At 34.8% G+C, this 17,235-nt stretch carries 14 protein-coding genes; 7 read left to right on the top strand and 7 right to left on the bottom strand.

Annotated elements, in window-relative coordinates; translation table 11 throughout:
- Positions 1 to 59: 59 nt before the first annotated feature.
- The 5 genes from DMB65_RS14085 to DMB65_RS14065 form a co-directional block, all read right to left on the bottom strand.
- The gene (locus DMB65_RS14085; RefSeq protein WP_110307280.1) at positions 60 to 746 is read right to left on the bottom strand and encodes a zinc metallopeptidase; all 687 of its coding nucleotides are present in this window, start codon (positions 744 to 746) and stop codon (positions 60 to 62) included.
- A 298-nt stretch (positions 747 to 1,044) separates the two neighbouring features.
- A complete protein-coding gene (locus tag DMB65_RS14080) occupies positions 1,045 to 1,635 on the bottom strand; it encodes a hypothetical protein (protein WP_110307279.1) in 591 nt (196 codons plus the stop codon).
- Positions 1,622 to 2,095, bottom strand: coding sequence for an RNA polymerase sigma factor (locus DMB65_RS14075; RefSeq protein WP_110307278.1), 474 nt, complete (start codon positions 2,093 to 2,095; stop codon positions 1,622 to 1,624). The genes DMB65_RS14080 and DMB65_RS14075 overlap by 14 nt, the downstream gene beginning before the upstream one ends.
- 1 nt (position 2,096) lies before the next feature.
- A complete protein-coding gene (locus DMB65_RS14070) occupies positions 2,097 to 2,942 on the bottom strand; it encodes an alpha/beta fold hydrolase (RefSeq protein ID WP_110307277.1) in 846 nt (281 codons plus the stop codon).
- A 467-nt stretch (positions 2,943 to 3,409) separates the two neighbouring features.
- Entirely contained in the window at positions 3,410 to 6,445 is a 3,036-nt protein-coding gene (locus DMB65_RS14065; protein WP_110307276.1) for a leucine--tRNA ligase, read from the bottom strand.
- A gap of 409 nt (positions 6,446 to 6,854) precedes the next feature.
- Here DMB65_RS14065 and DMB65_RS14060 point away from each other — a divergent pair, with 409 nt between their 5' ends.
- From DMB65_RS14060 to truB, 4 genes are all read left to right on the top strand, one after another.
- The gene (locus tag DMB65_RS14060; RefSeq protein WP_110307275.1) at positions 6,855 to 7,730 is read left to right on the top strand and encodes a cell division protein FtsX; all 876 of its coding nucleotides are present in this window, start codon (positions 6,855 to 6,857) and stop codon (positions 7,728 to 7,730) included.
- 82 nt (positions 7,731 to 7,812) lie between these two features.
- Complete coding sequence (locus DMB65_RS14055) at positions 7,813 to 8,061, top strand: DUF3098 domain-containing protein (protein ID WP_110307274.1); 249 nt, start codon at positions 7,813 to 7,815, stop codon at positions 8,059 to 8,061.
- A gap of 90 nt (positions 8,062 to 8,151) precedes the next feature.
- Entirely contained in the window at positions 8,152 to 8,949 is a 798-nt protein-coding gene (locus DMB65_RS14050) for an undecaprenyl-diphosphate phosphatase (protein ID WP_110307273.1), read from the top strand.
- Positions 8,949 to 9,635, top strand: a complete 687-nt coding sequence (gene truB, locus DMB65_RS14045) for a tRNA pseudouridine(55) synthase TruB (protein ID WP_110307272.1) — start codon at positions 8,949 to 8,951, stop codon at positions 9,633 to 9,635. The genes DMB65_RS14050 and truB overlap by 1 nt, the downstream gene beginning before the upstream one ends.
- A gap of 368 nt (positions 9,636 to 10,003) precedes the next feature.
- Here the strand turns inward: truB and DMB65_RS14040 are convergent, their stop codons facing one another.
- Positions 10,004 to 10,621 (bottom strand): thioredoxin family protein, encoded by a 618-nt coding sequence (locus DMB65_RS14040; RefSeq protein ID WP_110307328.1) that lies wholly within the window; start codon positions 10,619 to 10,621, stop codon positions 10,004 to 10,006.
- Between the two features lie 184 nt (positions 10,622 to 10,805).
- Between DMB65_RS14040 and pyrH the strand changes: the two genes are divergently transcribed.
- The 3 genes from pyrH (at position 10,806) to DMB65_RS14025 (ending at position 14,766) form a co-directional block, all read left to right on the top strand.
- A complete protein-coding gene (gene pyrH / locus DMB65_RS14035; RefSeq protein ID WP_110307327.1) occupies positions 10,806 to 11,513 on the top strand; it encodes a UMP kinase in 708 nt (235 codons plus the stop codon).
- A 75-nt stretch (positions 11,514 to 11,588) separates the two neighbouring features.
- Positions 11,589 to 12,152, top strand: a complete 564-nt coding sequence (frr, locus tag DMB65_RS14030) for a ribosome recycling factor (protein ID WP_110307271.1) — start codon at positions 11,589 to 11,591, stop codon at positions 12,150 to 12,152.
- A gap of 118 nt (positions 12,153 to 12,270) precedes the next feature.
- The gene (locus DMB65_RS14025; protein ID WP_110307270.1) at positions 12,271 to 14,766 is read left to right on the top strand and encodes a DUF5686 family protein; all 2,496 of its coding nucleotides are present in this window, start codon (positions 12,271 to 12,273) and stop codon (positions 14,764 to 14,766) included.
- A gap of 187 nt (positions 14,767 to 14,953) precedes the next feature.
- Here the strand turns inward: DMB65_RS14025 and DMB65_RS14020 are convergent, their stop codons facing one another.
- A complete protein-coding gene (locus DMB65_RS14020; RefSeq protein WP_110307269.1) occupies positions 14,954 to 17,224 on the bottom strand; it encodes a cation:proton antiporter in 2,271 nt (756 codons plus the stop codon).
- Positions 17,225 to 17,235 lie beyond the last annotated feature (11 nt).

Below are 17,235 nucleotides of genomic sequence, written 5' to 3'. Positions count from 1 at the left end.
AAAAAACCCGACAGATTTAAAAACTTGTCGGGTTTGCCATAAATTATCTGATTAACAAATTAATTTCTTCTGTTTCCTGAGTAAATCGAAATATAATATAACAAGGTAGCAATTGAACCAATAGCCGCTACAACATAAGTTCTTGCAGCCCATTTTAAAGCATCTTTTGCACCGGCCTGCTCTTGCTGAGTCAGCATTCGTTTATTTTCCAACCAAGCCAGAGCACGGTTACTTGCATCATATTCTACAGGCAAAGTAATGATAGTAAATAACGTTGTTGCTGCGAAAATAACAATACCCACTAACAATAATTGAGGGAAAACTCTAATCATTAAAATTCCAGCCAGCAAAATCCATTGTACATAATTTGACGCTATACTTACAATAGGAACTAACGCAGAGCGCATCGACAGCCATTCGTAACCAATTGAATGCTGAACAGCATGACCACATTCATGTGCTGCTACAGCCGCTGCTGCTGCATTTCTGTGATTGTAAACGGCCTCACTTAAATTAACCGTTTTATCTGACGGATTATAATGATCTGTCAATTGTCCCGGCGTCGAAATAACCCGAACATCACGAATACCATTATCTGCCAGCATCTTTTCGGCAATTTCCTTTCCGCTCATACCGTTTTGCAATTGTAGTTTCGAATACAACTCGAACTTACTCTTTAACTTTGAACTCACCAGCCAGCTAATCAGCATTATCGCACCGGCAAGTATTAAATATTCTCTTCCCATATTTATATTTTTTAGTTTATGTTTTGTCTTGTAACGTCACAACAATTTACGAACCATTTTTCTAAAATGTCAAAATGACTCACAACTTTAGATTTTAATTATGAATTGTTTCGCAAAAAACTAAACACAAACGTATTACTCCAAAGAAATCTACACATTAAGTCAATCGAACCGTGAAATTCCTACGGAATGACAAACTTTGCACAAAACCAAAAAAAATCCAAACCCCAATCGTAAAATTGGAATTTGGACTCGAGCGATAGCGAACAGACGAAGCAATTTTAAAATATTGATTTTATTAATCCAATTGCTTATTTATATCTTCAAACTTTACAATCAGTTCATTAATTTTTGCCTGTTGTTTTTTAATTTGTTTCGGACGCATATAAAACCAGTTAAAACCAATCCAAAGCAAGGTTATGCCATATGTAATCAGCGCATAAAAAACGGTCATTCTTGAAGCGTATTCATACATATACAAACAAATTCCCGCAAGAAGTAAAACAAAGTACCAACTCAATATAGTAGACTGCATAAATTGTTGTTTTCTTTTAATTAAAATTAGTTTCTGCAAAAATTCCTGATTGGTTTGGTTTGTATCAATATCTTTATAAATACGCAATAAACCATTGTAAACTCCCACATACATTATCATTGCCACGATTGCCAAAACGATTCCGATTTTAGTCGAAATAAATTGCGGCTGATAATAGTACCAAATAAAAACAATAAAAGCAGATGTGGCAAAAAGCAGAATATTGGTTTTCCATAAACTTCTCAAACCTGCTTTTTTGAATTGTTTTAGCCTTGCCATCAAATCCTCTTTATTGGGCTGATTTACGGTTTGTTTTTTCCATAAATCCTTAAAGTCTATATTATTGTTGTCCATTTTCTTTGAATTTTTGAGTCAGTTTTTCTTTTATTCTGTGAATTTTCACTCTAACATTAGCTTCAGAAAGTCCAACGATTTTTGCAATTTCTGCCTGCTTTACATCTTCCAGTTCCAGTGAAATAATGATACGCTCTGTTTCGGGCAATTCGGCTATGCATTTGTACAAATACTGAATTTGTGGTTCAATTGAAGCTTGCTTTTCTTCCGAAAGATGAACAGGCAAGTCTGATTTTGGAAAACGTTTTTCTTTCTCGATCTGCCTTAAACAGGTATTAGAAGCAATCCTGAAAATCCAGGTTCCAATAGCCGATTCGTTTCTAAAAGTTTCCAGCTTCTGCCATACAATGATAAAAGTTTCCTGAGCCAAATCCTGAGCAGCATCATAATCATTTACAAATCCCATGCAAAGCCTGAAAATCCTGTCCCAATATGTTTTGTAGATTTCTTCGAATTCCATCTTACGATTTTAAAAAATGATTTAATTGTTCCAAATACCATGCTGTATCATCATACATTATAAAATGCAGGCCTTTGTTTGCGTATTTAAAATCAGCTGTTTTCAGGTTTTTATATTGTTCGTCGATTATAGGTTTTAAATTTATAAAATAAGACTCTAATAAAATTAACGACGGACATTTTATCTGTGCAATCCTGTTTCTCAAATCGGTATTATAAAAATCACAATACATTTGTCCGAAAGTGGTTCTGTCTGATTTTACACTCCAACCTACAACCAATTCCAGTTTTGTAGCATCCTGCAAAAGTCTCGGCATGGTTTGTTTCTGCATCTCATAAAACTGAGTTTCATTCATCGCCGTCATTTGGTTTACAGTTGAAGAACAATTATTGTTTTCTTTTGATTTGAAAGAAGGATCACTCAAAGCTGCCAGACACGGAAGTGCATCCACAACCACAATTTTTCCAATCAATTCCGGATAGTCTGCCGCAAGAGCAAGCGCCAGTCCACCACCCATACTGTGTCCAATAATTATTGGTTTTTCAATTTTATTGTTTTGGATATAATTAGCAATTTCTGTTTTCCAGTTTTCGAATGATGGATTTAACTGTGGTTTTACTCCCGCGAAACCAGCCATTGTAAATGTGTAGCAAGTAAAATCTTTTTCGAATGCGGTTTTGGTTTCGTTCCAGACTTCTCCGGAAGAAGCAAATCCCGGAATAAATAGTATAGATTGTTTTCCTTTTCCGGTTTTAAGAACTTCAAAAGGATATGATTTGGTTTGTGCAAAAACATTGAAACATAATACAGAAAATAAAAGGGCGATAATCAAAATATACTTTTTCATTTTAATAGTTTTAAGTTGTTAAATAATCGGATCCGTGCTTTGGATACGAGAACTATTAAAATGTTACAACTGAAATTAAAATTTCAATAAAAAAAATCCAAATTCCAATATTGAAACGGAAATTCTGACGTGATTTGCGTGCGGAGATTCCTCCTTCGTTGGAATGACAAACTGGGTGTTGGCTAGGGTTTAACGCAAGAACTTTGCATTTTTGTCATTCCGACGAAGGAGGACACGAGTGATAGCGAACTGGCGAAGCAATCTCCACAAGTAGCTCGACAAAGATTGGCGACATTGATTGCGGAGCTTCTCGCGAAGATTCCTCGTCCCTCGGAATGACAAACTATGTGTTTTAGAAAAAAATCTGTGAAAATTAGTATAATTGGCAGCAAAAAACACGCACAAAAAAAATTCCAAACCCCAACAAAAATTGGGATTTGGAATTTTCATGTTTGGAATTAATTTGGTTAGCCAACCAAATTAATAATCTTCCCGGGAACGATAATCACTTTGTTTGGTGTTCTTCCTTCTAATTGTTTTTGGGTTCTTTCGTCTTTCATAATGATTTCTTCGATTTGTGCTGCGGTTAAATCCAAAGGCAATTTGATCGTAAAACGCATTTTTCCGTTGAAAGAAACCGGGTATTCTTTTTCTGATTCCACTAAATGTTTTTCTTCAAAAATTGGGAAAGCCACTTCTGATATTGAAGTTGTATGTCCTAACTGCGACCATAATTCCTCAGCAATATGTGGTGCATAAGGCGAAATCACAATAGCCAATGGCTCCAAAATCGCACGAGAATGACAATTTTGAGAAGACAATTCGTTTACACAAATCATAAACTGAGAAACCGAAGTATTGAAAGAGAAACTCTCAATATCTTCTGCCACTTTTTTGATCGTTTTATGCAATGATTTTAAGTTGTCTTTTGTAGGTTCGTCATTGTTTACGATTAAACCGTTATCATCAAAATACAATCTCCATAATTTTTTCAGGAAACCAAAAACACCAGAAATACCAGCGGTATTCCAGGGTTTTGCCTGCTCTAATGGCCCTAAAAACATTTCGTACAAACGCAATGTATCAGCTCCGTATTCAGCACAAATATCATCCGGAGTTACGACATTGTATTTGGATTTTGACATTTTTTCGACTTCGCGGCCAACGATAAATTTTCCATTAACATCTATAAATTTAGCATCTGCGTAATCTTCTCTCCATGCTTTGAATTTTTCAATATCTAATTCATCTGAAGAATTAACAAAATTCACATCAACATGAATTGGAAAAGCCGAATTAGAAGCTCCATGTGCCGCTAAAACTGTTTCAATATTAATATCGTCCAAAACAGATTTATCATTAGATGATATTTCATCTAAAACTTTAATGCCTCTAACAAATTTCGGATCTATAAAAGGCTTATCTTTAGGTGACAATATTGTGTTGAAAGAATAAAACTCGTTAGTATCATTTCTCCTGTAAACATAAGCACTCGTCCCCAAAATCATTCCCTGATTAATCAGTTTCTTGAATGGTTCTTCGGTTGGAGCAAAACCTTTGTCTTTTAAGAATTTGTTCCAAAAACGAGAATATAATAAATGTCCCGTTGCGTGCTCGCTACCTCCAATATATAAATCTACACTTTCCCAATAAGCCAAAGCTTCTTTGCTTGCAAATTCGGTTTCGTTGTGTGCATCCATATAACGCATCCAATACCATGAACTTCCCGCCCAGCCTGGCATAGTGTTCAATTCTAGAGGAAAGATCGAAACATTATCAACCAAATCAGTATTGACAACTTTGTTTTGATTGGTATCCCAAGCCCAAACTGCGGCGTTTCCTAAAGGAGGCAAGCCGTCTTCGGTTGGTAAATATTTTTCAACTTCAGGCAAAATAATCGGTAAATGTTGTGCATCAATCATTTTTGGCAAACCATTTACATAATATACCGGGAAAGGCTCCCCCCAATAACGCTGGCGGGAAAAAACAGCATCACGCAAACGGTAATTTGTTTTTCCGGTTCCCTGTTCTATTTTCTCTAATTCAGCAATTACTTTTTGAGTCGCGTCTTTATAATTCAATCCGTTTAAGAAATCCGAATTTGCGATTTCAACGTTATCTTTTGAACCGTAAGCCGATTCAGAAATATCAACATTGGCGAAGATATTTTTGATTTCCTGCATTCCGTTCTGACCTTTAAAGAAATTAGCAAACGCATAATCTCTTTCGTCTCCACAAGGAACTGCCATTACAGCACCGGTTCCATAACCAGCCAAAACATAATCACCAATCCAAACCGGAATCGCTTCTTTTGTAAATGGATGTTCAGCATAAGCTCCCGTAAATACTCCAGAAATGGTTTTTACATCGGCCATACGCTCACGCTCAGAACGTTTTGCGGTTTTTTCGATATACGCTTCAACTGCATCTTTTTGTTCTGGAGTTGTAATTTTAGCCACCAAATCATGCTCTGGCGCCAAAGTCATAAAAGTCACTCCGAAGATGGTATCAGGACGGGTTGTGAAAACTTCGATAAAAGAGTCCTTAGTCCCTAGTCCTAAGTCTTCACTCTGGACTAAGGACTCTGGACTAAGGACTTTAAACTTAACCATCGCCCCAACAGATTTTCCGATCCAGTTTCTTTGCGATTCTTTGATAGATTCGCTCCAGTCGATATCATTTAGCCCCTGAAGCAGACGCTCGGCATAAGCAGAAATTCGCATACTCCATTGTGTCATTTTTTTTCTGATGACAGGATAGCCTCCACGCTCCGAAACTCCGTTTACGATTTCGTCATTTGCCAGAACTGTTCCTAAACCGGGACACCAGTTTACTTCGGTTTCGGCCAAATAAGTTAATCTGTATTGTAAAAGGATTTTTTCCTGCTCGTCTTTTGAGAATGAGTTCCATTCGCTTGACGAAAAAGCAATAATATTATCATCAGAAACTGCATTTACATTTGTATTTCCTTCTTTTTCGAAAATAGAGATCAGAGTCGAAATGTCTTCGGCTTTGTCAGAATCTTTATTGTACCACGAATTAAATAACTGAATAAAAATCCATTGTGTATGTTTGTAATAATCCGGATTTGAGGTACGTACTTCACGCGCCCAGTCAAATGAGAATCCGATTTTATCTAATTGTTTTCTGTATCCAGCGATTTGTTTTCCTTCTTTATCAACACCTCCATCAATGTTTACGCGAGTTGTATCTTCCGGACGCTGTCCGGTCTGAATCGCATATTGTTCTGCCGGCAATCCAAAACTGTCATATCCCATTGGATGCAAAACATTGAAGCCCTGATGTCTTTTGAAACGAGAATAAACATCTGAAGCAATATAACCCAGTGGGTGCCCCACGTGTAATCCCGCTCCGGATGGATAAGGAAACATGTCTAGCACATAATGTTTAGGTCTTTCAGAGTTATTTTTTGCTGCAAAAGTTTGATTTTCTGCCCAATACTTTTGCCATTTGGCGTCTATTTCGTTTGGATTGTATTTCATTTCTAAGTTACTAAGGTTGTAAGTTGCAAAGATACTAAGGCTTTCCTCTCTTTGTGACTGGATTATAAGTTGGCAAATTTACATTTATTACAGATTGTACCAAAGCTATTTCATTGGCAAACAAATAAAATAACAAATTACGTATTTTAATTAAGTAAAAACACGTACTATTGTACTGTGTGATTACAGCTATTCCGTAAAGTTGGCAAAAGCTTAATCAGTATAAATTAATGCGAACTTTGTGTTTTTACTGCAACTAAGTATAAAAATCTTTGCGGCCTTTGCGGTCAAAACATTTCTCTGGTGTCGTATTTCAATATCTAATCGTACATTTATAGTATAAAAGTTCGTTAATAACTTTAAAGAAAGAAATTCTTTGATTATTTTTACCACATAATTTAAGTAAACTATGAGTTCTAAATTTGATAGATTTCAAAAACGCAGGTTAATTTCCTCTTATTTTTCGGTTGTATTGAGTGTATTTTTGGTATTATTCCTTCTGGGTGTACTGGGATTATTCATTATCAATTCTAAAAAGCTGGCCAATGATTTTAAAGAAAAAATTGCTATGACGGTATTCTTTAAAAACGAAGCAACAGATAGTATTACCAAAGCTTTTGATGCCGAATTAAAAAGAGCTCCTTTTGCAAAATCGTATGTTTACGTTACCAAAGAAAAAGCGGCAAAAGAGCATACAGATATTATTGGAGAAGATTTTCTGACGTTTTTAGGTGAAAATCCGTTATTGAATTCTTACGACATTCATTTAAAAGCAGATTATGTAGAAAGGGACAGCATCTCAAAAATTGAAAGCAATTTGCGCAGGAACACGATGATCGAAGACATTGTTTATGATAAACAATTAGTAAACTTAGTAAACGACAACATCAAAAAAGTGAGTATGTGGATTTTAATTATCAGTGGTTTCCTTGCGGTAATTGCGGTTTTATTAATTAACAGTTCATTACGTTTGTCCATTCACTCTAACAGATTTATCATTAAGACCATGCAGATGGTTGGTGCTACTAAATCGTTTATTCGTAAACCTTTTGTAGTGCGTAGCGTAAAACTTGGAATGCTGGGTGCCGGATTGGCAATTGTGGCTTTGATAGCTCTTTTACTTTATGTAGAAAACAATTTCCCGGGATTAGGAATTTTAGAAGACAAAGCTTTAATTGGCTTAGTGTTGTTAGCGGTGTTCGGTTTAGGGGTTTTGATTACCTGGGTAAGTACACACTTTGCGACCCAACGATTCCTTAATCTAAGAACAGACGATCTTTATTAAAGAAGTATTCAGTCGCAGTTTTTAGTATTCAGTAATAATAAATAAAGCCTTCGACTTCGCTCAGGGTGACAAAAAAATAAAAATGAAAAATAATAAAGAAGTACAACAACAAAAACAGGAATTCCTTTTTGACAACATCAACTACAAAATTCTATTGATTGGAATTGGCGTTATCGTGTTAGGTTTTATTTTAATGTCTGGTGGCGGAAGTGATAATCCGAATGTTTTTAATGAGGATGTTTTTAGCTTTAGACGTATTCGTTTAGCTCCAACAACTGTCCTGATTGGTTTTGGAATCACGATTTATTCTATTTTCAAAAAATCTAAATAAATAGCTTTTCTGGATTTCAAATTAGAACGTCCTTCGACTTTACTCAGGATGACAAATCTGAAATCTGAAATCTGAAATCTAAAGTCCTCCATGAATACATTACAAGCTATCGTTCTTGCCATTATTGAAGGAATCACAGAATTTTTACCTGTTTCTTCAACTGGTCATATGATTATTGCATCTTCTTTTTTCGGAATTGCCCAGGAAGATTTTACCAAACTTTTTACGATTGTTATTCAGCTTGGCGCTATACTTTCGGTTGTTGTTTTATATTTTAAACGTTTCTTTCAGACACTTGATTTTTACTTTAAACTTTTAGTTGCATTTATTCCCGCCGTAGTTTTGGGATTATTGCTAAGTGATTTTATTGATGGTTTACTCGAAAATCCGGTTACAGTTGCAATTTCACTTTTAATTGGAGGATTCATTTTATTGAAAGTTGACGAATGGTTCAATAACCCGATTACTGTTGATGCTTCTCAGGAAATTACTTATTTACAAGCTTTAAAAATAGGATTGTTTCAATGTATCGCTATGATTCCGGGGGTTTCACGAAGCGGCGCCAGTATTGTAGGAGGTATGTCTCAAAAATTATCAAGAACAACTGCTGCTGAGTTTTCATTTTTCTTAGCTGTACCAACAATGTTAGGCGCAACGGTAAAAAAATGTTACGACTATTATAAAGCCGGATTTGAATTATCGCAGGATCAAACCCAGATATTGATTATCGGAAATATTGTAGCGTTTATAGTAGCACTTTTGGCTATTAAAACTTTTATTGGGTTCTTAACTAAAAACGGTTTTAAAGTTTTTGGTTATTACCGTATAATCGCCGGAATCATTTTATTGTTGATTCACTTTTTCATTCACCCGCTTACCATTATATAATGACACCCGAAGAATATTTAGACGGACAAGTCTTACTGATAGACAAACCTTTAAAATGGAGTTCGTTTCAGGCAGTCAATAAGCTAAAATATCTTTTAATTAATAAAGTCGGACTTCCAAAAAAGTTTAAAATTGGTCATGCCGGAACATTAGATCCTCTGGCTTCCGGTTTATTATTAATCTGTACCGGAAAATTTACCAAACGAATATCGGAACTTCAGGGTCAGGCAAAAGAATATACAGGTACTTTTTATATTGGTGCGACTACTCCATCGTATGACCTGGAAACAGCAATCGATCAGACTTTCCCAACGGAACATATTGATGAAGCTTTGATTTATAAAACCGTTAAACTGTTTTTAGGCGAAATCGATCAAAAACCACCTATATTTTCTGCAATTAAAAAAGATGGTGTTCGCTTGTATGAGCATGCCCGCGCAGGAGAAACTATTGAAATTGAAAGTAGAAAAACGACAATTCATGAATTTGAAATTACGAGAATTGCATTGCCGGAAATCGATTTTAGGGTCGTTTGCAGCAAAGGAACTTATATTCGCTCATTGGCTTACGATTTTGGAAAAGCAATGTATTCTGGTTCGCACTTAACTGTTTTGCGCCGAACTAAAATTGGTGATTACGATGTTAAAGATGCTATTGATATTATGATGTTTGAAGAAAGCATTTAAAGAATAAAAAAAAGCACATTACAAATAAGACGGGAGTAATGTGCTTAAACTAATTTTGGATAAAAATAATATTATTTCATACTTCACGCAGTTAATAATGCGGTATATTTTTTCCTCCAAACAAAAATCTTGAAAATAAATCATAGAACTTTTCGAATAACTTCTTCATAATAGTGAATTTTTTAATGGTTAATTAGTAAAGACACCTATAAAAAAAGCAAGTCAAATAATAGAAATGGGATCTATGGCAGCAAGATACAAAAATATAATTTAAAAAATAAATATTTTACTACTTTTTTAACATTATATTGTTTGTTTTCAGTGTATTAACAAATTTAAACTTTAGAGTTTCATAATATTTATAAAGGTTATAATCGATTATACCTGATGTTCTCCATCATATTGAGCAATTCTTCCTGAACCGAAATTCCTTTATCTGCTAAATACCACAATTGCAAATCGGTTTTGATTTTTTCATCCATAACACCAAAATCCCTTTTGTAATTTGCCATCAGCTCTGTCGCTCCTTTTGGTCTCGGTCCCCAGTGTGTCCGCACAATTCCGGCTTCTTTACAGATTACAATAACTTTTGGGATTGCTTTGCCCCCATTTGTTAAATACTGGTCCATTAATTCCTCATTTTGATCTCTTAAAACAATTCGAAGGTCAATTCTTTTCTCCGATGCTAGAGCCATCTTATTTAAGACAGGAAGTATTTGGGCAGCATCGCCACACCATCCTTCAGAAATAACCATCCAAATATAATGTTTGTCTAAATTTTGCAGTTTCGAAATTACATCTTCGGAAATTTTAATGGTTTTATCCAGACGATTCATTCTGGCTTCATTCAGACTGGTATAATGTGTAAGGCTTTCCGATTGTTCAGTACCGGTAGATTTTCCTTCTGATAATAAATCTTTTACTAATTTTCGATATTCAGGATAAGAATGACTATTGAATAATGCTTTGGCTACAATACTTTTCATATTTGTTTCGTTTTGATTCATAAAAATACATCTTTTGAAAAGATCGCTTAATGACTTTTATCACATTCAAAAAAATAAATCTTTAAAAGGGTAGAAATTTAATTAGAAAGAACAATTAATTTTTTAAAACACTATTTTAAAAAAACAGAATATGTCTATATTTGCACAAACAAACGCAACAGACATGAAATATAAAAGAATTCTTCTAAAACTAAGCGGAGAAGCCTTAATGGGCGATTTACAATACGGAATTGACCCGAAAAGATTAGCCGAATACGCCGAAGAAATTAAGCAAATTCACAGTAAAGGAGTAGAAATTGCTATTGTTATTGGAGGAGGAAATATTTTTAGAGGAGTTTCTGGAGTAAGTTCAGGAATGGACAGGGTACAGGGCGATTATATGGGAATGCTTGCTACCGTTATAAACGGAATGGCCTTGCAAGGTGCACTTGAAGATCAGGGAATGAAAACCCGTTTGCAGACCGCCTTGAAAATGGAATCTATTGCAGAACCATACATCAAAAGAAGAGCCGTTCGGCATCTTGAAAAAGGAAGAATTGTGATTTTTGGAGCAGGAACCGGAAATCCTTATTTTACTACCGATACAGCTGCTGTTTTAAGAGGAATCGAAGTCGATGCTGATGTCATCCTAAAAGGAACACGTGTAGATGGGGTTTACGATTGTGATCCTGAAAAAAATGCTTCAGCTGTAAAATTTGACTTTATTTCTTTTGATGATGTAATCAAAAAAGGATTAAATGTAATGGATACCACCGCTTTTACTTTAAGTCAGGAAAATAAATTACCAATCGTTGTTTTTGATATGAACAAAGGAGGCAATTTATTAAAAATCTGCGATGGTGAAAACATCGGAACTGTTGTAAATATATAGTCCTCAGTAACAGTTCAAAGTTACATTAGCTGAACAAACTGAAAAACTGAGATTACAAACTGAAAACTTAAAAAAATGAGTGAAGAAATAGATTTTATATTAGAAAGTACTGAAGAATCAATGAATGGTTCGATTGCCCATTTAGAAAAAGAGTTTCTTAATATCCGTGCAGGAAAAGCTTCACCGGCAATGCTTGGAAGCGTTTTTGTAGATTATTACGGATCGGCAACACCTCTTTCTCAGGTTTCAAAAATCAGTGTACCTGATGCAAGAACCATAACCCTGCAGCCTTTTGAAAAAAACATGCTGCAAGTTATCGAAAAAGCAATTATGATTGCTAATATTGGTTTTAATCCAATGAACAACGGTGACGTAATTATTATTAGTGTTCCGCCATTGACAGAGGACCGACGCAGGGAATTGGCAAAACAGGCAAAAGCTGAGGCTGAAGATGCTAAAATTGGTGTTCGTAATGTTCGTAAAGATGCCAATACTGATATTAAAAAATTAGAAAAAGAAGGAACATCTGAAGATATTTGCAAGTCTGCAGAAGAAGAAGTCCAGAACCTAACAAATACTTACATTAAAAAAATAGATGAATTATTGGCTGCAAAAGAAGCCGAAATCATGAAAGTGTAACTTATTTGATATAAAATTAAGAATCCGTTTGGTTAAAATTATACCTGACGGATTTTTTTATTGTTATTTTTGCATACCAAAAACCAATTACCTTGGTTTCAAAACCATATCACTCTTTATGAAGCTATTCTGTTTATTTACTTTGTTTTTTACGCTTACCCTGCAGGCGCAATTTCAAATAAACGGAATTGTAAACGACCCAAAGAACAAACCGTTGCCGTTTGCTACCATTACAACTTTAGACAATAACAACACGATTACGGATGTTGATGGAAAATTTACACTTTCTTCAACTGTAAAAATCAACTCTTTTACAGTTTCTTACATTGGCTATCAAACGAAAAATATTAGTGTTTCAGACAACAAAAAGTTTTATTCCGTTTCGCTCAAGCAGAGAACCGACAACCTGAAAGAAGTTTTTATTTTAAATGAAAATCCTGCATTAGCGATTATAAGAAAGGTTATTAGTAACAAAAATAACAACAATCCGCAGAAAAAATTAAGCAGTTTTGAATATAAAACGTACAACAAACTGATCGTATCAGCGAATCCTGATTCAATTCAGGGAAGGATTGACTCTTCTGCATCATACAAGGATTTAAAGAAAAGAAGGATCAATGTTGATTCTTCTGATTATAAGTTTAAAGAAATTATAAGTAAACAGCATTTATTTCAGACAGAGAAAGTATCTCAGTATCAATTTGGAAACAACAAGCTCAAAGAAACGATTCTTGGAACTAAAATAGCCGGTTTTAAGCAACCAATTTATGAAATTATTGCATTCAATTTACAATCTATTTCTGTTTATGATTCGAAATACGAACTTTTTGAAACTAAATACAATAATCCTGTTTCGAATGATGCATTAAAGGATTACAATTATAAAGTACTGGATACTGTACCTATTAAAGGCCGAAATACTTTTATGATTTACTTTAAGAACAAGAAAAAGAGGAAGTCATCGGGTTTAGAGGGTGTTTTATACATAGATCAGGAAAATTACGCAATTGCAAAAGCTGTAATGCGTATAAAGGGCGTACTCGATATTAGTGGGATCCATGAATTTGATTATGTTCCCGAAGAAAAAATATGGTTTCCGGGAAATACTGCTTTTAAAATTGTAAAAGGGAAAAATGAAGATGATGTTAAAATTTTAGGAGGAACAATTCAGTTTGACGGAGATTCAGAAGATGCTTTTACATCCAGAAAAAAAAGTGCCTCAGATTTCACTTTTTTACTTTCCGAAAGCAATAATTTCGACATTCATTATAACACGGCTACTCCAATAAAAGACCCGTCGCTTTATATAGAAATTAAGGATGATGCCAGTAAAAAAACAGATACATTCTGGAACAAGTACCGAAAGGACAGTTTAGATTTTAAAAGCCAGAAAACATACCTGTTGCTTGATAGTATTTCAGTAAAAAAGAGAATTGAGAGTCGTTTACGCTTCGGAAGAAAAGTAATAAATGGATATATACCGCTTGGTCCGATTGATTTTGATTTGAAAAAACTCATCAGCTACAATAATTACGAAGGTTTTAGAGTAGGTCTTGGAGGTATTACGAATGATGCTTTTTCCAGAAATTTCAGAATTGAGGGTTATTCTGCATACGGCACAAAAGATGGGAATTTTAAATATAGTTTAGGTTCCGGAGTACAAATTGGAAAAACGACTAACACCTGGCTTAATGCTTCTTATGCTGAGGATGTCCGCGAAATTGCAAGTACCTTTTTTGCAGTTGATAAACGTATTTTTAAAATCTATGATCCCCGACCAATCAATATCAGTACATTTTATAAATACATTAGCTGGAAAGCCAATATACAATCGAAAATAATTCCGAAAACCGAAGGAATCTTTGAATTGTCCCGTACTTATGTCGAACCAAAATTTGATTATCTTTTTAATTTAAACGGCAAGATGTACTCCAGTTACATCATGACAACTGCTATGGTATCACTAGTCTGGGCTCCTTTTAGTGGTTTTATGCAGACACCAACAGGAAGAAACGAATCAGATAAACGGTTTCCCAGATTTACTTTTCAGTACACACAATCTTTGTCTAATGTACTAGAAAATGATTTCAGTTTTGCCAAAATAGATTTTAAAACCGAGTATGAGAAAAAATATTTAGACGGTCAGAAAACCAGTATCAGATTACAGGGAGGTTACTCCATTGGGGATGTACCCCTAACACATTTGTATAATACCATGCCTAATAATCTGAACAAGGAAACCATCATTCAACGTATTACTTTTTCAGGAAGGAACAGTTTTGAAACGATGTTTTTTAATGAATTTTTTTCGAGTGAATATCTTTTTTTTCAGGTAAAACATGGTTTTAAGAGAGTGAAAATCCTCAAAAAAGTCCGTCCTTCATTAGTTTTGGTTACCAGAATGGCCTGGGGGAATTTGGAACATCCTGAACAGCATGTTGGTCTGGTTTACAAAACACTTAATAAAGGTTTTTTTGAATCCGGGATTGAATTAAACAAAATTTACAAAGGCATTGGTTTAGGAGGTTTTTACCGCTACGGACCAAATCAATTGTCGAGATTCGAAGATAATATTGCCGTAAAGATTTCTTATGTATTAGATTTAGGATTGTAAATTAGAATAGTTAGGAGCTGTTTCCTGATGTACACTATATCTTTTATGCTCTCGTCTCAAAAACGAGAGCATAAAAGGATGCCGTTTCCATCAGGGCTAGGGCTTTCGGTTTCAAAAGACGTATATCAAAATTCCCAAATCAATCGTCATAAATTGGAATTTGGTTTTTAATATTGGATTTTCAAGCTTATGGTTTTAAAATCAACACTGATGGTGTATTATTCAGCCATATACTTTGTGATTCAATCAGTTTTTTCCAGCTCTCCAAACTTATTATCATTAAATTCTGAGTTTCTAAAAACTCTTTTTTAATAGTTCTGTCGTGCATAATCATAATATGGTTTGGTGCAATTTGTTCAATCGAACGTATACTTTCCTGCGTATCACGGGAGCTTTTTACTTCACCACCAGCATCCAGTACTGTAATTTGCGAACCGTTATTATTGATTAATTTTTTGGCATAATCAATCAAAAAAGAATCTTCTTTACTAAAGATTGGCATAAATATCCGATCTACTTCTTCCAGTTCTTTGTCAATAAAAATTCCAACCGGCATTTTAGTTTTCGCAATAATATGTCGTGTTCTTTCATCAAAAGGAGAATTTTCAAACAAACCTTCTTTTCCGGTAAATTTATCAATCAACCGATCCGGATTTACAATTCTGGTTGTAAATCCAAGAATCTTTCCTAGCAAAGTTCCATCAAAAATAGACTGCCCTAAACCAACCAGTAATAAGTCATATTCTCCCTGATTTGCCGTATCTATAATATCAGTATCAATATCATTTGTGACTTTAAAAACACTCAGCATATTTTGATTCAGTCGTTCAGATTCTTCAATAACAGGAATAAGCATTTTGCGTTCATGATCTTTTACATCAAAAGAATGAATCTCTGTACTTAGCGATAAATGAATTGCTGTTACGATCGAATTATCGGGCTGTTTTTTGACTAAACTGTTGGCAATCTGCAGGAGTTTCTTGCCTTTTTCCGGAGTCGCAAACGAAAGCAGGATTTTGTACTTGCTTTTATTTCCAATTTCCTGAGGGACAACTGTTGGTTTGTCTTTAAATATATAACCAATAAAATCAAGCGCCGGACCGGTCATAAATGTGGTTACCAAAGCCATAATAACCATCATGGTAAAAATTTCAGTCGACAAAACCCCCAGGTCATAACCAATATTTAAAACTACTAATTCCATCAATCCGCGCGTGTTCATTAAAGCTCCAATCGCTAAGCTGTCTTTCCAGTTTTGACCCACAAATTTTGCAGCCAAAGCGCTTCCAAAGAATTTTCCAACAACGGCAACTGCAATAATCACTGCTGTTACTTTCCATAAATAAGGATCATTAAGAAGACCAATCTGAGTGCGTAAACCTGTAAATACAAAGAATAATGGCAATAGTAGAATGATGGAAACATCTTCAACTTTTTCAATAAAAATATTTCTGAACTTATTGTTTTCAGGCATAATGGCTCCGGCTAAAAATGCGCCAAACAAAGCGTGTATTCCGATTAATTCTGATGCATAAGAAGAAATCAGGAGTGTAATAAAAAAAATAGCCACCACCGGTTTGTTTAAACTTTCACGGGTTGAATTTAAATCGCCTACACGCTTTAAAAACGGACGAACGATTTTAAGCATGATGATTACATATAGAATTGCAAGACCAATGACATAAAGTGAACTGGCAAGTGAACCCGCTTTTACAATTGCAATTACAACCGCAAGTAGGCACCAGGCCGTAATATCATCTGCTGCTGCACAGGTAATCGCAATAGTTCCAAGTTTTGTTTTTTGCATACCGCGTTCCTGAACAATTCGGGCAAGTACCGGAAATGCCGTTATACTCATAGCGATTCCCATGAATAATCCGAAAGAAGAAAATGCTATTCCCACTGGAGCAAAAGTTGTATAAATAAAATAAGCCAGCGTTAATCCTAAAGCAAACGGAATCACAATACTGGCATGGCTGATTACCACAGACTCGTGTGCTTTATTTTTTAATACTTTTAAATCCAGCTCCATTCCGATGACAAACATAAAAAGTATCAAACCAATTTGACTTAGGAATTGCAGATTGCCTAAAGACGCTGTTGGAAACAGTAAAGCTGAAAACTCAGGAAAATACATCCCGACCAAAGAAGGACCTAAAACAATTCCGGCAATCATTTCGCCAATTACAGAGGGCTGTCCAATTTTCCTGAAAATCCATCCAAATAAACGTGCTGCTAAAATAATTGTGACAATTTGAGCCAGTAAAATAGCCAGAGGATGTTGCAGGTTTTCGATCATAGAATGTAAAAAATCATTCCAGTGGTTGCTTTCTATTTTTTTCTGAACGACTCCCCTTCCTGATTCAAGTGAAGATCCCTTCGAAATCATCCAATATATCAGAGCAGTAAATCCACCAATTACTGTAACGTAGAATAAAGAATTTTTAATATTATTCATAACCCGTATTT

Origin of the sequence: Flavobacterium cheongpyeongense, assembly GCF_003202435.1 — a bacterium.
GTDB classification, from domain to species: Bacteria; Bacteroidota; Bacteroidia; order Flavobacteriales; family Flavobacteriaceae; genus Flavobacterium; species Flavobacterium cheongpyeongense.
Note: the sequence above shows the minus strand (reverse complement) of the source record. Positions and strands in the feature narration are given on the sequence as shown.

Coding starts and splice junctions, on each gene's coding strand:
- DMB65_RS14060 (WP_110307275.1), top strand. CDS start 6,855: ATGAGTTCTAAATTTGATAGATTTCAAAAACGCAGGTTAATTTCCTCT.
- frr (WP_110307271.1), top strand. CDS start 11,589: ATGAGTGAAGAAATAGATTTTATATTAGAAAGTACTGAAGAATCAATG.
- DMB65_RS14075 (WP_110307278.1), bottom strand. CDS start 2,095: ATGGAATTCGAAGAAATCTACAAAACATATTGGGACAGGATTTTCAGG.
- DMB65_RS14080 (WP_110307279.1), bottom strand. CDS start 1,635: ATGGACAACAATAATATAGACTTTAAGGATTTATGGAAAAAACAAACC.
- DMB65_RS14020 (WP_110307269.1), bottom strand. CDS start 17,224: ATGAATAATATTAAAAATTCTTTATTCTACGTTACAGTAATTGGTGGA.
- pyrH (WP_110307327.1), top strand. CDS start 10,806: ATGAAATATAAAAGAATTCTTCTAAAACTAAGCGGAGAAGCCTTAATG.
- DMB65_RS14085 (WP_110307280.1), bottom strand. CDS start 746: ATGGGAAGAGAATATTTAATACTTGCCGGTGCGATAATGCTGATTAGC.
- DMB65_RS14065 (WP_110307276.1), bottom strand. CDS start 6,445: ATGAAATACAATCCAAACGAAATAGACGCCAAATGGCAAAAGTATTGG.
- DMB65_RS14040 (WP_110307328.1), bottom strand. CDS start 10,621: ATGAAAAGTATTGTAGCCAAAGCATTATTCAATAGTCATTCTTATCCT.
- truB (WP_110307272.1), top strand. CDS start 8,949: ATGACACCCGAAGAATATTTAGACGGACAAGTCTTACTGATAGACAAA.
- DMB65_RS14070 (WP_110307277.1), bottom strand. CDS start 2,942: ATGAAAAAGTATATTTTGATTATCGCCCTTTTATTTTCTGTATTATGT.
- DMB65_RS14055 (WP_110307274.1), top strand. CDS start 7,813: ATGAAAAATAATAAAGAAGTACAACAACAAAAACAGGAATTCCTTTTT.
- DMB65_RS14050 (WP_110307273.1), top strand. CDS start 8,152: ATGAATACATTACAAGCTATCGTTCTTGCCATTATTGAAGGAATCACA.
- DMB65_RS14025 (WP_110307270.1), top strand. CDS start 12,271: ATGAAGCTATTCTGTTTATTTACTTTGTTTTTTACGCTTACCCTGCAG.